The organism is Hymenobacter perfusus (genome assembly GCF_003944765.1).
GTDB classification, from domain to species: Bacteria; Bacteroidota; Bacteroidia; order Cytophagales; family Hymenobacteraceae; genus Hymenobacter; species Hymenobacter perfusus.
The window spans coordinates 79,766-95,242 of sequence record NZ_RWIU01000010.1 but is presented as its reverse complement, the minus strand read 5'-3'; the positions used below and the strand labels follow the sequence as shown (position 1 = coordinate 95,242).

General features: G+C 53.7%; 10 protein-coding genes. 5 read left to right on the top strand and 5 right to left on the bottom strand.

Annotation, left to right across the window (positions count from 1 at the left end; all coding sequences use genetic code 11):
• The first annotated feature begins 29 nt into the window (after positions 1-29).
• From EI293_RS20895 to EI293_RS20875, 5 genes are all read left to right on the top strand, one after another.
• Positions 30-1,409, top strand: coding sequence for a DNA cytosine methyltransferase (locus tag EI293_RS20895; RefSeq protein ID WP_125440502.1), 1,380 nt, complete (start codon positions 30-32; stop codon positions 1,407-1,409).
• A 227-nt stretch (positions 1,410-1,636) separates the two neighbouring features.
• The gene (locus tag EI293_RS20890) at positions 1,637-3,064 is read left to right on the top strand and encodes an ATP-binding protein (protein WP_170170479.1); all 1,428 of its coding nucleotides are present in this window, start codon (positions 1,637-1,639) and stop codon (positions 3,062-3,064) included.
• Positions 3,057-5,987, top strand: a complete 2,931-nt coding sequence (locus tag EI293_RS20885; protein ID WP_125440500.1) for a Z1 domain-containing protein — start codon at positions 3,057-3,059, stop codon at positions 5,985-5,987. The genes EI293_RS20890 and EI293_RS20885 overlap by 8 nt, the downstream gene beginning before the upstream one ends.
• Entirely contained in the window at positions 5,980-7,014 is a 1,035-nt protein-coding gene (locus EI293_RS20880) for a PD-(D/E)XK motif protein (protein ID WP_125440499.1), read from the top strand. The genes EI293_RS20885 and EI293_RS20880 overlap by 8 nt, the downstream gene beginning before the upstream one ends.
• Positions 7,007-9,349 carry an AIPR family protein gene (locus EI293_RS20875; RefSeq protein WP_125440498.1) on the top strand — a complete coding sequence of 781 codons (2,343 nt, stop codon included), beginning with the start codon at positions 7,007-7,009 and terminating at the stop codon, positions 9,347-9,349. Before EI293_RS20880 ends, EI293_RS20875 begins: the two co-directional genes overlap by 8 nt.
• Positions 9,350-9,651: 302 nt before the next feature.
• Here the strand turns inward: EI293_RS20875 and EI293_RS20870 are convergent, their stop codons facing one another.
• The 5 genes from EI293_RS20870 to EI293_RS20850 all read right to left on the bottom strand — a co-directional run bounded on the left by EI293_RS20870 (position 9,652) and on the right by EI293_RS20850 (position 14,472).
• On the bottom strand, positions 9,652-10,743 hold the full coding sequence (locus EI293_RS20870; protein ID WP_170170478.1) for a BsuBI/PstI family type II restriction endonuclease: 1,092 nt from the start codon (positions 10,741-10,743) through the stop codon (positions 9,652-9,654).
• A 25-nt stretch (positions 10,744-10,768) separates the two neighbouring features.
• On the bottom strand, positions 10,769-11,800 hold the full coding sequence (locus EI293_RS20865; protein WP_125440496.1) for a DNA cytosine methyltransferase: 1,032 nt from the start codon (positions 11,798-11,800) through the stop codon (positions 10,769-10,771).
• A gap of 412 nt (positions 11,801-12,212) precedes the next feature.
• A complete protein-coding gene (locus EI293_RS20860; RefSeq protein ID WP_125440495.1) occupies positions 12,213-12,806 on the bottom strand; it encodes a hypothetical protein in 594 nt (197 codons plus the stop codon).
• Positions 12,807-13,436, bottom strand: coding sequence for a papain-like cysteine protease family protein (locus EI293_RS22690; protein WP_125440494.1), 630 nt, complete (start codon positions 13,434-13,436; stop codon positions 12,807-12,809). It abuts the gene before it with no gap.
• Between the two features lie 55 nt (positions 13,437-13,491).
• A complete protein-coding gene (locus EI293_RS20850; RefSeq protein ID WP_125440493.1) occupies positions 13,492-14,472 on the bottom strand; it encodes a tyrosine-type recombinase/integrase in 981 nt (326 codons plus the stop codon).
• Between the last annotated feature and the right edge of the window lie 1,005 nt (positions 14,473-15,477).

Below are 15,477 nucleotides of genomic sequence, written 5' to 3'. Positions count from 1 at the left end.
AGACAATTGATTTTGTCAAATATCTAGGAATGAACTACATAGACCTGTTTGCCGGCGCAGGTGGCTTATCTGAAGGCTTCCATAATGCGGGTTTTACTCCGGTGGCCCACGTGGAGATGGACGCTTACGCCTGCGACACCATCCGGACCCGGTTGGCTTGGTACTATCTGAAGAATCAGAAAAACCACCAGCCCTATTTTGACTACCTGCGCAAGCGCCTGCCGCGTGAAGAGTTATACAAGCTGATCCCGTCTGAAGTACTGGATTCTGTCATCAATGGGACAATCGGGGAAGACACACGGGAGGCGATATTTGACCGGATTGACCGGCTCCTCCAACGGCTGCCGGAAGGACAACGGGAAATTGACCTGATTGTCGGCGGTCCTCCCTGCCAGACTTTTTCTGTTGCCGGCCGGGCCCGCCTGGGTAGCGCTGCGATGGAAAAGGACCCTCGTAGCAAGCTTTATGTGCAGTACGCCAAGTTTCTGAGCAAGTACCGTCCCCGGATGTTCGTATTTGAGAATGTTCTCGGCATGCTGAGCTTCAAAAACGGCCAGCAACTGAATCTTATCCGGGAAACGTTTCTGGATGCGGGTTACGTGATGGATGTTCGGGAATGGAACGCCCGGGACTTCGGCGTATTGCAGAGCCGTGAGCGCCTGATAATCATTGGCTGGCGGATTGATCAACCCGCCTTGGGCTACCCGGTATTTAAAACTCTGACGCCGGAAGAACAAAATGAGCATCTGGTAGCTGAACTGCTGGATGACCTTCCCTCTTTGGAGCCAGGCCAGAGACTACCCAATGCCACAGCCTACACACAGCAACAGACACCTTACATCAGGAAAACCGGTCTGCGCCGGGACTGCCCGGTAATTACATGGCATGAAACCCGGCCGCATCGGGAGGCAGACCGGGAGATATACCGGCTGTTCATTGAGCACTGGAATGACGGTGGAGATCAGTACCAGCGGATGCGCTATGATGAACTTCCCGCAAACCTGATGTTCCACGAGAACAAAAAGGATTTTACGGACCGATTTAAGGTAGTAGCCCGCGACATGACGTACTCTCAGACTGTTGTGGCACATATCAGCAAGGACGGGCATTACTATATCCATCCGGACATTGCCCAGCGTCGCTCACTTTCAGTACGTGAAGCTGCCAGGTTACAGTCCTTTCCCGACAACTTCTACTTCGAGGGTCCCAGGACTTCGGTACTGAAGCAGATTGGTAATGCAGTCCCACCGCTTATGGGTACGCGTATCGCTGAAAGTGTCCGTGATGCTCTCGGTGGCTGTGCAGCATTTCTCAGTCCTGATTCTCCGGTAGGAAAGCGACGCTCTGGTAAGGTAGAAAAGCAACTGGCCAAAGCATCCGAGCAGCTGGTGCTAAGCTATGCAGGATAACCCTGAGGCTTAAACACCTCTGCCTCAAAGCAGTGGTTCGAATGCCGGAGTTGGGTGCAACAAGTCATTTTGAGGCACCCAACTTCTCCCATTAAATCCCCGCATTTGAGATAAATTTTACAGCGTTCCGATACTTTAACCATTGGATTTTTAACCCGGCAAAAGGCTGGCTATAAATGAATTTTGATACTACTCCTTTCGAGGAGGCCGGCCCACGGGCCGATGCTATGCTTGAGACCCTGCGTTCTATCGGTTACACGCTGGAAACGGCAGTGGCCGATATAATTGATAACAGCATTGCAGCGGGTGCAACAGACGTGCAGCTCGAAATCGTCTGGCAGGGGCAGCAGTCCACACTGACGCTGTCGGATAATGGCCGGGGCATGAACGCTGAAGCACTGCGGGAAGCTATGCGGCCAGGAAGCCGGCACCCTGGTCAGGTGCGCCACAAAGATGACCTGGGACGCTTCGGGCTTGGCTTGAAAACCGCCTCTTTCTCCCAGTGCCGCCGGTTCACGGTTCTTTCAAAGCCCAAGGCAGGAGAAGTAACCTTCCGCTGCTGGGATCTGGATTATGTGAACGAAGCAAAGGCCTGGAACCTGCTGTGCCACGTTTCGGATGAATCCCTCGTGGAGGAATTGGCAGCCCAGCCGCAGGGGACCATTGTGTTCTGGGAGAAGATGGACCGGCTGGTTGGAAACCTACAGCTGGGCAATCAAAAGCATGAAGTACATTTTGGCCAGTACGTCAAGATGGTCGAACATCATCTGTCCATGGTCTTTCATCGTTATCTGGAAGACGGCAGCCTGACGATTTATGTCAATGGGGAAAAGCTGAGCCCCTGGGACCCGTTTCTCACGGCTGAACCCTTTACCCAGCGTCTGCTTGACGAAACCCTGCTCAGCGGACAGGTGGTTATCCGGCCATACATCCTGCCCCATCACCGTCGGCTTTCCCATCCCGACCTGTTTGAAGAGGCCGGGGGCATGCGCGGCTGGGGTGCCCACCAGGGCTTTTACATTTACCGTAACCGGCGTCTGCTGGTAGCGGGGGACTGGCTGGGCCTGTTCCGGCGCGAGGAGCACTGCAAGCTGGCCCGCATCATGGTGGACTTGCCCAACACCCTGGATGATGCATGGCAGATTGACATCCGAAAGGCGCAGTCCTTCCCGCCGACCACGCTGCAGGGGGACTTCAAACGCATCGGCACCCATGCCCGCACCCGGGCAGTTGAAGTATACCGGGCCCGCGGGCGCAGGCTCAAGCACACCCATAGCATCGGTTTTACCCCGGTCTGGCAGGAAAATGTCCGTCTTGGCCAGCGGCACTATACCATCAACCGCCAGCACCCCCTGGTGAAAGACCTGCTGGAAAAAAGCAAAGGCCAGTCGTCCGCACTGCTTCATGCCGTGCTGCGGATGTGCGAGGAAACCATACCCGTGCCCCTGATTGTGTTGAGTGAGGCCGAAAAGCCCCGCGAACAGGCCGTACCGTACGAAAACGTTGGCGACGAGGAAATCATGCCGTTGCTACAGGACCTGTTCAGGGATTTCCGGGCCGCCGGCCGCTGTGCGGCGGACGTGCGGCAGATGCTGCTCAACATGGAGCCTTTTAATTATTTCCCGCACCTTATTGATAAACTGTCTGATGTCTGATACCCACGAAGACGTGTTAAGCGTGGCCATTACCATGCTCACGCCCAAACCCCATAAGACTCCGGCAGTTATCGGTGAAACGGTTGAGCGGCTGCTGATACTGTACCCGGATGCTGACCCGGAGCGGATGAAGGCCGACCTGCTACAGCACTTCCGGGTTCGTACGCTGCCCTTTTCATTTCTGGAAGACCGGAACCGACGGCAGCCGTGGCTTGATAAAGAGCGGGAAAATATTAAGTGGCGCTTCTGGGACCGCTACCGTGATCATCTGCAGTTTGACCGTCGTCTGGCTGCCAAGACGGTTGACCAGCTGGGAGAACTCACGGACCTTGTTCTTGACCGCCTGGGCAACCCCCGCGACCTGGAAAATTTTGACCGGCGCGGCATGGTTGTGGGACAGGTTCAGTCGGGAAAAACCGCCAATTATACCGGCTTGATTTGCAAAGCCGCAGATGCAGGCTATAAGCTCATCATTGTACTGGCCGGCATTCACAGTAGTCTGCGCAGCCAGACCCAGGAGAGAATTGACGAGGGTTTTGTGGGCTATAACACGGAGGATGCCCGCACCAACAAAACAGGAAACCACTGGATAGGGGTAGGCAAGCGCAAGCGCGACGTATCCGCTCACTCGCTGACTACCAGTGCACCCAACGGTGACTTCAAAACCAATATTGCAGACCGGGTCCCAACCAATATTTTCGGTTCAGACCCGGTGGTCATTGTCATTAAAAAGAATGTCAGCATTCTGAATAATCTCATTTTGTGGCTGGCAAACAAAGGGGAACTCAACGAGAAGGGTCACAAGACACTCAGCGACCTGCCGCTGCTGCTGATTGATGATGAGGCTGATAATGCTTCGATCAACGTCAGCAAAGACAACATTTCAGCTATTAATGGTCTGATCCGTATTCTTTTGTCGCTGTTTGAGCAACGCGCATACGTTGGCTACACGGCCACCCCATTTGCCAATATTTTTATTCCTGTTCTGACGGCTGCTGATTTCGAGAAGCTGAATAAAACAGTACAGGTAGGTGACCGCACACTTGATGCAGCGATAGGACAGGAGCTTTTTCCACGGGACTTTATTTTCAACATCCAGCCGCCATCAAATTACATAGGCCCTGACCGGATTTTTGGCATTGGTGAGCCTGAGGACGATGAGGAGGGTTCCCATGAGAACGTGCTGCCGGTAATGCACGAAATAACTCCCAAAAGCAACAAACACCCTGAAGGTGACAATTACCCTGACGTGTTCCCCGACAGGCACCGCAAGGATGGTGATCTGCCGGAGTACCTGCCCGATTCACTTCAGAACGCCGTGCTGCATTTCTTCCTGACGTGTGCCGCTCGTCTGGTGCGTGGCCACAACCGGCAGCACAGCTCCATGCTCATCCACATCTCCCGGTTCGTGCGGTGGCAGAACAAAACCGGGGAGCTGGTCAGCGAATACCTCAGCGAATGCCGCGCTACCCTGGCCTTGCGCAAAAATTCGCTTGAGCCCCGCCTGAAGCAGCTTTGGGAGGAAGAGTATATGCCGGCAACAGCCCGCTTTATCGATGAGCAACTGGTTGAGGACCCTAACATCAAGCCCATGAACTGGGAGGCTGTGCGAAAGCAATTGCGCCCTGCACTCGACCGTATCAGGGTGCGCGTCGTTCATGGAACTCCCAGCAAGACCGGCGACCCGCTGCACCTGCCCCTTGACTACAATGAATACGATGGTACAGGCCTGTTTGTCATCGCTGTCGGAGGCAACAAGCTGTCGCGCGGCCTGACGCTCGAGGGCTTATGCGTCAGCTACTACCTGCGGGCGTCGCGGATGTATGATACGCTTATGCAGATGGGCCGATGGTTTGGCTACCGTCCCGGTTATGCCGACTTATGCCGCCTGTTTACCAGTTCCGAAATCATCGGCTGGTACCGGCATATCACCCTGGCTACCGAGCAGCTTCGCCAGGAATTTGACCGCATGGTACGGCTTGGGAGCACCCCGGACAAATACGGACTGAAAATCCGCTCCAAGCCTGGTGTCTTACAGGTAACGGCTGCCAACCGTATGCGCAGTGCGTGGCCGCTTCAGCTGAGTTTTGCAGGTGAGCTGATGCAAACCTACACCTTCCCGCGCCGGGACCCGGATTTTATCCGCGCCAATTACGAAGCTGCTCACCGTCTGATAGCCAGTCTGGGAGCTCCGGTCACCACCGGGCACCAGTACTACATTGGCCGCCAGCACTACGCTTGGCGGGAAGTAAAGGCCGAGGTGGTAATAAATTTCCTGCTCCAGTACCGGACCCAGCAACGGGATATTGAGCCGCAAAAGCTTACCGATTACATCCGAAAACAGCAGGCGGATGACCGCCTGATTCACTGGACTATTATTCTGAAAGAAGCCGACAACGCTATAAACCCGGAAGCGGATTTTGACATAAACGGGGTAATCACACCTGTACGCACCACGTTCCGCGAAGCTGCCGGTGCCAATCCCAGGCCTAAACCCGGCCAGCCAGTGCCTCCCGCGCGTGTGAGCACCACTGAGTATATAATTCCAAGGGGCCATATCATCAGCTCCCGGCATGAGTACCTGGACCTGACTACCGCTCAGATTGCTGAGGCTTTAACCAATACACGTACCACCCGGCCAGCGGCTACAGTACCCCTTGGCGATGAAGTCCGTAAGCAGCGCGCCCCCGCCGAGGCGCTGCTCCTGCTCTACCCCCTGGACCCCAGGCCGGGTGGGTATGAGCATGCTACAGGTGTGCCCATGATTCCTGTAATGGGGTATGCTATCAGCTTCCCCCGTATGAAAGATGACCGCAGGGTTACCTACCTCGGCAACGCCCAGCTGGCAGAAGAGTTTGTCAATGAGGACGAGGACGAGCTCGACGTTGAGGCCGATGACTTAGTGAGCCGCGACGATGAATAACCCTGGCTCCGCTGCCGACCTGGCAGATATCTGGAACGGACTGGTGACTAACCCGCCTTCGCCAGGTGAGCTGGTCTCTATGCCTTGTCTGCCCGCCGATCCCGGCAGCCCGCTGGTAGTAGGCCTGCTGCATACAACAGCTGGTGAGCTGCGACGTGTGCTGCTTCTGGGACTTCCCCTGCGGCTGCGAACCCGTGTGGCCACCAACCCTCAGCATGCCAGTCTGAACCTGGAACTACTGCCCGACCCGGACGATCCGGCCAGCGTGTTTCAGCTGGCCCTTATTCTGACAGAGGAGCGGTTCACTGACATTTTCGCAATTCTCGCCGCCGACATTGTAGCGGCCGTCAGCATTGCCTGCGACGGCGTTGCCCGGCTCCGTGCCTTCACAGACCAGCTCGCCCGATGGCGCGACCTGTTCAGCGCCTTCAGTCCGGTGGGACTCAGCGGCCCGGCCCGGCAGGGGCTTTTCGGTGAGCTGCACCTCATACGGGAGCTGCTGGCTGACGGACTGGCACCTGATCTGGTAATCAATGCCTGGACAGGTCCGCTGCATGACCCCCAGGATTTTCATTTTGGCCGGAATGTGGTGGAAGTAAAAACCAGCTCCGGCAGCTCACAGTCCTTTCAGGTCAGCGGCGCGTCCCAGCTGGACGACAGTGCTTTTGAGCATCTCTTTCTGCTGCATCTTTATCTGGAGGTAACAGAAAATGCAGGGGAAACGCTGCCTCAGATCGTGCAGCATCTTACTGCGCGGATAGAATCCGATCCGGCGGCATCCAAAACCTTTGAGATGCGCCTGCACCAAGCCGGCTACTTTCATTCTCAGGCTGAGCACTACCACGCGGAGGGATTCCGGGTACGGCATACGATGGTGGCCCGGGTCCACGAGGCATTTCCGCGCATCCGTGCTGCGGACCTTCCACCAGGGATTGGCTCAGTTTCCTATACCGTCGGCACAGACCAGCTGCTTCCTTATCTGGTGTCCTTTACTACTCTCATATCCGCGCTTGAATCCAATGTCTGATACCGGCGAACTGATTACCTTTCTGACCGACATGAATCAGGAAATCCGCGCTCTGACAGAGGCAGAGGAGGATGGAGCACAACTCGAAGAGAAAGCCACTGAGTACATGATTGGCATGTTGTCGGATGCGGGCGAAACGGAAGACGCCCGCGTTTGTACCAGCATCAAGGCCAACAAAGCCAATCAGATTCAGCATAAAATCAACGGATACGCGCTCAGTGAGGACTACGAAACCGTCGACCTGTTCATCACCTTTTTCCAGGAGGGCGGGGAGGTTCGCTCGTTTCCCAAAAGCGAAGTGACAACGGCTGCCAACCAGTCCGAGCGTTTCCTGAAGGATGTTTTTAACGGCTACCGTGAGAAGCTCGATGAGTCGGCTCCGGTCTATGACCTGGCGCAGGTGCTGTTTGAGCATGCCGTCAAAGTGGTGCGGGCACGCATCTTTATCCTGACCAATGCCCGGCTGACCTCGGATATCGTGTTACCGGACCGCAAACTGCGGGACACGCTGCATGTCCAGTACCATCTGTGGGACCTTGAGCGCTTCCATCGTTTATGGACCAGCCGGAACCGGCGGGAGCCGATTGAAATAGACTTTGAAAAGAGCTATGGAAAGCCGCTTGCCTGCCTGCCTATGCCGGTGAGCAACAACGACTATCAGTCCTGCCTGGCGATAGTTTCCGGGACGATGCTGGCGGAAATATATGAGCGATACGGCGCCCGTCTGCTGGAGCAGAACGTGCGTTCCTTTCTTGATTTCACGGGTGGTGTCAACAAGGGAATCCGCAATACCATCCGCACAGCTCCCCACCGGTTCTTAGCCTATAACAACGGCATCGCGGCCACTGCCGAGGATGCAGAAGTGCGGGAGATGCCCGGGGGAGGATGGGCGATTTACAAGGTCCGCGACCTACAGATTGTAAACGGGGGCCAGACTACGGCCGCCATTTTCCGCACCCAGCGCCAAGACAAGGCGGACATCAGCACGGTCTTCGTGCAAATGAAGCTGACGGTGCTGCGGCGGCCCGAGGAGATGGATGAAATTATCCCGCTCATTTCCCAGTACGCCAACAGCCAGAACGGTATTCAGGCGGCTGACCTGTCGGCTAACAATGCCTTTAACCGGCAACTCGAAAAGATTTCCCGCACTTGCTGGGCGCCGGCAATCAAAGGCTCAGCGCTGCAGACCCGGTGGTTCTTTGAGAGGGCTCGCGGCCAGTACAAGGTGGCTTACAACCGTGAGCTGTCATCCAGCCGGCGCACAGCTTTTGAGAAGCAGAACCCGCGCAAACAGCTTTTCAGCAAGGAGATGGTCGCAAAGTTCGAGCACATATGGAACGGCTACCCCTACTTGGTGGCCAGGGGTGCCCAGAAGAACTACTCAGAGTTTCTGAAGGAGAAGCTGAAAAAGGATTGCCTGCCCAACAACGTCTTCTTTGAAGACCTGATAGCCAAGGCCATTCTGTTCCGGACTGCTGACACGGAATACGGCCGCGGAGCCACCAAAATCGGCGATTTCAAGTTCCTTACGGTTCCTTACAGCCTTGCCCTTCTGAATCATCTTACGGGGGGGCGGATTGACCTGTTCAAAATATGGAAGCAGCAGGAGGTTTCGGAAAACCTGCGGGAAGTCATCCGCAAGCTGCTCTACGTGGCCGATAAATTCCTGCTGGACAATGCCGGCGGGAAACTGGTGAGTGAGCGGGCTAAGCAGGAGGATTACTGGAAGCTCCTGCTTGCAAAGGCCCCGACCGGTGATGGTCGTCAGAAGTTGCTCGATCTGCTGGTGGATGACTTTTCTGACACGCAGCAGCAAAAGAAACGCTACAGCAAGAACAACGATGAGCTGGCTGCTGAGGAACGCCGGCAGGAAGAAGAATCTCTTCGGTCCCTGGGAGCTAAATCCTGGGAAATCATCGAGCAGTGGGGGCGTCAGACCGACCTGCTGACACCTCACAAACGGGCGAAATGCTCCAGTATTTCCTCTAACATAAGCAAACAACGCCCTCTTACAGACAGTGAGATTGAAAATGGCCGCTCGATAGTTGATCTGGTGGTCGAGAAAAACCCTCAGCTGCTCGAAGAGCTGTATGCGGAGCAGACGGTGTCAGCAACCGCTGCCGCACCCCGCAGAATTGTCACTATGCAGGATGTAGAGCACTTGCTCGAATGGGAAAGAGCAAATAAAAAGCTTAAAGCAGATGATGCCGGCTTTCTGATTAAAATTAATAAAAGAGAGCTGCGGCTCAGCGACTCTGTCAAAGGCAAGGTGTGGTACCTGCAGAACAGCGTAGTGCGCCATGGTTATGTAATACCCGTGCTGCAAACAGCCTGATCACAAATACTGCCTTCATTGCCTGCTTGCAGATTGTTGCACCTGCCTGGGTGTATGTGTATTATCGCCCTCAGACCTGCTGTGACGTTTCGCTGGCTAACTGTCTACACCTCTGTTTCGGCGGGATTATCCTGGCCGAAGAATCAGGTATAGCGGGTAATTTTAAATCACTTTCACGCTATAAAGACAGGTGTTCAGGTTTAAGCAGTATCTGCGGTCTCCGGGGTCGATTTTGACCCAAGCAATGAGGATGCTGTCCTGCACTGGCCCAGTGCTCGTGGTAACAGCGTAGCTGACTTAATCTAAAATCCCAGTGGTGTCAGGGGAGGGGCAGGCTTTGTTCTGGCGGGCTCAGCGCTATTCCGGATCGTTGATTGAACGCCAGGCTTATGCGGCCCAAGAAACTTGTCGCCGTTGTAATGGATCATGTGCTCGGGATTGTCAGCAATCCACACTTCAGTTTCCCAGGCAATTTTGGCAGACCATTTCTGGAAAGCTTTCCGGTTCAGGAAGGCCGTAACATAGACAACGTCTTGGCTGCACCCAGCCATCAGACGTTTGATTTCGCGAACCCGGATCTCACTGATGGCACCGAAGCTGTGCACTGCCTCAATGATGAAAATCCAGTCACGCACCTTATCGTAGACAATGACATCCGGCAGGTCTTCGTGCGCAAGGTCCTTGAAACCCAGCTCACCCAGCCTGTCATCCAAGCGGTAGAGTGCTTTATCAACGGCATCCCCGACGTACAGCACTTCGCAATGCGGCACGTAAAGGGCCAGGAAGTCTTCAATGATTGCTTTCTGTAGCTGGTTGTGCTCTCCCGGCTCGAATACGAGTTCTTCGCCGGTCGGTAATTTCACCGGCACCCGCACCAGACCACGGGCTTTATTCAGGTCCTCTTTTAAGGAAGGCTGTAGTTTCCGGAAGTCCGCTACACACTGTGGCCAGTTCGCGGAACCATAAGCGCGCACGACGTCCGCAAAATTTGCTTCCATCGTGTATTTACGAGTTGGGTCGTTCGTGGCAACAATTTCAAACCTGGGATTTACCGCCAAAACCAGATTTGAGTTTTCAGGAAGCAGCAGGTCCCGGCGCTTTACGTCGTCGTAAGAGCTTAAATTAATATTCTCCCCAAAATGGAGGTTGTCAAACAATATGATATCCCGCGTACCGACCCGGTGCTTTTCGAGGATGCCTTTGGCCTGCGCCCAGCTCTTTCCCGGAGACAGGTCTGCAATGGCTAGCATGGCCATTGCCATTCGCCCATTTGCCCTTATCCCCATTACATCCATTGGAATACCCACGGCCTGTAGGATATCAAGCATTCCTGAAATTAAGGTGCGCACTTCAGGCGTTTTGACTGATTTAGCGGATTTAGGCAAGGTGGGCATCGGAGCCGTACTAGTATTAAGTGAATTAAAACAGGGCAGGATTGCCCACAAACTGGTCCGCCATTTCACGGATTTGCTCCGCCGTATACATGTCCGGGGCGTCGAGGACATTGCGAACAGATTGCGCCAGCTGATAGGCAAATAAAGGAGGAACAGCGTTTCCAATCTGGTAGAACTGCTTCGCCTCCGGACCTTTGAAATCGAAATTGTCAGGGAAGCTCTGGATCCGGGCACCCTCCCTAACCACTAAGCGACGACGACGGCCATCAGGCAACCGAACCCGGTGCATATCGCCAGTGGCCGCGGCCAGGTTACGGCATGTGACCGTGCGGGAAGGACGGTCAGCGTACAGGTCGCGGGGATTCACACACTTGGACGCTATTTCATATTTCTTAACGTACCGATCCTGTGACTCGGTGAGCAGCTTAGATTCATCCAGCAGCAGGTTCATGGTATCGCCTACGGCCTCGCCAGCTGTTACTTTGTGACGCTGTGGCTGCGGATACTGGAACCCTCCACGATGGCCCACCACAATCACCCGCTCACGATTTTGGGGAATGCCGTAGTTCACAACGTTAAAGAGCTTGGCTTCTACGATGTAGCCGAGCCCGCGTAGCTCCGTCACAATTTGGTTGAGGTACCACTTGTTGGTGTACAGCATACCCCGGACGTTCTCAAAAAGAAACATCCGGGGCTGTAAAGCCGCAACCGTATTGATGAAAATCGGAAAACCGTCGCGAGCATCCTCCAGCCCCATCTGAAGCCCGCCAACGCTGAATGGCTGGCATGGAGGACCACCGATGACCAAGTCGGTATGCTGGGTGACCAGGTCCAGAAAGTCGACTTCTGGCGTGAGCTTACGCTGGTGGCAACGCCCGTGCAGGTTAGCATTGTAGGTCTGGACAGCATAGGGATCCATCTCAAATCCTGTGGTATCTATGCCCACTGACTCAAAACCCAGGGATAGACCGCCACAGCCTGCAAAAAGGTCGACAGCATGGTAATCAAACTGAGCCGCCGGGTGCAGAAGCTCATTTATTCTTTCTAGATATGGCATCAGACAAAGATACATTAGTCACTCTACTGATTCAGGCTTTTGACTAGGGTATTGTGCGTAGGATGGGTATAAAGCGGCCTTAACTGCTCAGGCCGAGTGGCGATTACAATATACCTCGATCCACTTGGCCAGTTGCTGACCATAACAACTGGTGTCTTTCAGGACAATGATGCGGATGCGCCTTGCAAATTATCTGTACTTAAAAGCGTCTCCAGCGCGAGGTCACCCGCCCGGTCGTTTCCGTTAGCTGGCCCCACATGTACGGCCAGCAGGTGGCCGCTCGCGCCAACGCTTAAGTGGCACTAACTTCCTTAGGCTTTTTTATGGTTGTCAAAATCTTTGATAAAGTGTCCCGCACAAGTTTAAAGCCAATGGAGTAGATGAGGGGAGCCATTTAATGAATTAAGCTATCCTAGCCGAATGGCTCAGTAAAATCATTCATGTCCAAATAGTCATTAGCCAATGGGCGTAAAATGCTGAGTAGTGTATCTGGTGTATAAAGGAGATAAGGCTCAACAGGTGCCGGGGGAGAAACGATTGGCAGAATAAAATCGATTGGCCCTCCAGGATTATTGGGACCATGTAGCCACAATGCTGTCAACTGCAATGACGGTATTTGCAAAAGTCGCAGATACATATTTTGATTGGATATACGAGTTTCAATTCTTGAAACCCCTTCTATAGTTCCTTCTACATATCTTCCTACATTCCACCTAGAAAACACATATGCTTCAACCGGAGAGCTTTTAACTGCAACTTCTATGGCCGCTGTTGCAGAGTCATTTTCTAACACTATGAATCGCCAACTGACTAAAAATGCCTCGTTAAGAAAGGAGCCATTAATTAGTGACGTTAAAGTGAGTTGATAAACAGGGTGAGGCTCAGTAAGCGTCAAGCCTGTACTATATACATCAAAATATAAGGTGTTGTAGGTATGACGAATTCCAAGACCATCCCTGAGAGCCTCGTAAACTCCTTTGGGGGGTGTTTCCAAAGACAGTTCCATTTAAACAGCTAATATCACTATGTTGGTGAGTATAGACGAAGAACCAGAATAATACTCATCAAGGTTGCATACTGAATAACCAGAATCAGGATCAGCCACAAAAATCCAATTCACATTTTCTAAATAATACCCGTAGATAACGGAGAAATGTCCGGTTCTCTCCGTTACCCATTGGATACGACACGGAATCGGTCGATGCATGTCAATCCGACCTATGATTTTAGGTAAGACCCAGGCAGGCATAATTTTACCGCAGCTATATATACTATTGTATTTACAGCCAGTAACCCGGAAAGTTTTATCTAACAATTGCATTTTATTGCATGGGTAATTCTCGAGGCATGTGGTAATACAACTACAACCTGTCATTTTACTGGCAATGGTTACTTGTTCATATTTTTTGTATTTTAATATATATCTTGATACGGCTTGAGATACAGCTGCCCAGCACCAGTTTGACTTCTCCTGTACTTGAATGTGAAACTTCAAGTCATTCGAAAAAAGTGTTTTGTTCGGATGTTTTCTCCATTTTGGAAGTTGCCAAGTTCTCCTTTTTGGAAGTTGCCAAGGTTGTAACTTGAAATTGTATTTTCTAAATATTACAGGCAATTCTCTAGTTGTAGTTTGCATTCGTGTTATACTCAATTGAAGGCGTGATGCACTTATGCATAATTTTACAGTTCACTTAGAGTCCTAAATATTGTGCAGCATTAAATCGCTTTACGTCATCTAACCGGGCGTAGCGCTCGATCATCGCATCGGTTTTCTGCTTGGTCTGATTTTTAATCGCCTTATTGGACTGACCCGCTTCGACGGCAATGGTGACAAAAGAAGCGCGCAGGGAGTGCGCTGAATAGCTAATCCCGAGATGACGCTGAACCAAGTCGTTCACACTCTGATCTGTTAACCGATGCTGACCAGGCTGAGCTGGCCGCACTTGTGTTCCCCGGCTCATACGCGTAAACAGGGGCCCACTCGTTCTGCCCAATGATTCAATCCATTCCTGCACGGCCCGCACCGGACAGAAATCTGCACTAGGCGAGTAAAACACCGCTTTGTCCTCTTCCAGTCCATACTGGTTCGTCTTGCTTTGGCGCAGATGAATCACCAAGGCTTGGCGGGTCAGCTCCACATCCTCCACATTCAAGGCTACCAGTTCCGAACGGCGAAACGCCCCGGCAAAGCCCAGCAGCAACAATGCTCGGTCCCGCAGGCCGGTAGGCGTCGTCACGTCCATCGCCCGAATCGACTGCTTGAGCTCCGCCACCGTAAAGGCCGGCGCTTGGCGCTGGCGCTTGCCTACCAGGCGGGCAATACCATCGAGCACCACCTGCAGGGCTTCGTGCCCCGTGGGCGACGGCTGACCGGCCAGCTGGTGCAGCTTGGCAATAGCGGCCACGTGCCGGCGGATGGTGGCCAGCTTCATCCCGCGGTCCGCCATCTGGGACACGTACCCCGCCACGGTGGTCACCTCGGCCGGTAAGTGCAGCACCTGATGATGCTCGCAGTAATCCTGGAAGCTACGCAGATCGGCGGCATATCCGCGCTTGGTATTCTCGGCTCCATGCAGGCCGGCCTCGACGTAGCGCGCCACCGAGGGCGGCAACTCGACCAGTGAGTGCGAGCGAGTGGGCACGACCACAGGAAGCAACGACGAATTTTCCATGCACCTATATAACTAAGGAGTAGCGATGATATTTTAACCCGAAAGTAGCTAAAATAACTTAGTACCGATAACTAACGATTATCGGTAGTAAGATGTTTTATTCGGTGGTGATAAAGGGCACCCTATCTGTTAAATACCGAAGACAATGACCAACTGCTCGAAGACGATGACTGTGTATCTTATAAGTAGTGATCGTCAGCTACTCGAAGACAATGACTCCTTTGCTCTAAGAGGCTAGTTCTAATTTCGGATAGTCCAGCCCGATGGTCCAATCTTCTTACCATATGATGGACGGATGGCGACTTCAGCTACGGCCTGGTTGGGGACTGACTTATCACCGCTAGCGCCGGGACATTGGTATGAGCTGCTGGAAGCCGGATCGTTGCACCCAGGTGCGGGCCAGCAAGGTTCCTGTATGGTGCAAGGACGGTTCCTGATCCGCCACAAAGCATTGGAGAGCGCACTGACCACGCCTGCTAGCCTCGTGGCGTGTCTCATCCCGCTACAGCGCGCCGGGCTGCTGATTCCAGGCACCCGCTGGTCGGCGACCGGCTATCTACTGCCTACATTACCAGACACTGTCTCGGTCGAAACACGCGCTCTTTCTTTCGGGGCCCATCGGCTGATCGCTCGACGATTACATCACCTGTTTCCCACCGCTGAACGTCCCGCTGCGTTGCTACTGCGGGGCTTGCAAGGTTGGTACCTGACAGTGGATACCAGCACGGAACGAATGCTACTACCCTGTTTTGAGGTCGCCCGCGCCTTCTATTATGCCCATGGCCCGCAGGTAGTTGACTTCTGCCTTTCCCGACTAGCGTTAGATCACATCTGCTGGCCACTGGCGTCCCCGGACGAGACGCTGCATCAGACGGCCCATTTCTGCCTAGCCGCCCATACGCTACGCCCCATGGAGATACGCTTGTTTGCCGAAATGCTGTTTACTCCCGGTTGCTACCACACCATCCGGCGCACGCATGCCCGGCTGGCACAGGCCTGGGCACG

Coding starts and splice junctions, on each gene's coding strand:
- EI293_RS20895 (WP_125440502.1), top strand. CDS start 30: ATGAACTACATAGACCTGTTTGCCGGCGCAGGTGGCTTATCTGAAGGC.
- EI293_RS20890 (WP_170170479.1), top strand. CDS start 1,637: ATGCTTGAGACCCTGCGTTCTATCGGTTACACGCTGGAAACGGCAGTG.
- EI293_RS20885 (WP_125440500.1), top strand. CDS start 3,057: ATGTCTGATACCCACGAAGACGTGTTAAGCGTGGCCATTACCATGCTC.
- EI293_RS20880 (WP_125440499.1), top strand. CDS start 5,980: ATGAATAACCCTGGCTCCGCTGCCGACCTGGCAGATATCTGGAACGGA.
- EI293_RS20875 (WP_125440498.1), top strand. CDS start 7,007: ATGTCTGATACCGGCGAACTGATTACCTTTCTGACCGACATGAATCAG.
- EI293_RS20870 (WP_170170478.1), bottom strand. CDS start 10,743: ATGCCCACCTTGCCTAAATCCGCTAAATCAGTCAAAACGCCTGAAGTG.
- EI293_RS20865 (WP_125440496.1), bottom strand. CDS start 11,800: ATGCCATATCTAGAAAGAATAAATGAGCTTCTGCACCCGGCGGCTCAG.
- EI293_RS20860 (WP_125440495.1), bottom strand. CDS start 12,806: ATGGAACTGTCTTTGGAAACACCCCCCAAAGGAGTTTACGAGGCTCTC.
- EI293_RS22690 (WP_125440494.1), bottom strand. CDS start 13,436: ATGCAAACTACAACTAGAGAATTGCCTGTAATATTTAGAAAATACAAT.
- EI293_RS20850 (WP_125440493.1), bottom strand. CDS start 14,472: ATGGAAAATTCGTCGTTGCTTCCTGTGGTCGTGCCCACTCGCTCGCAC.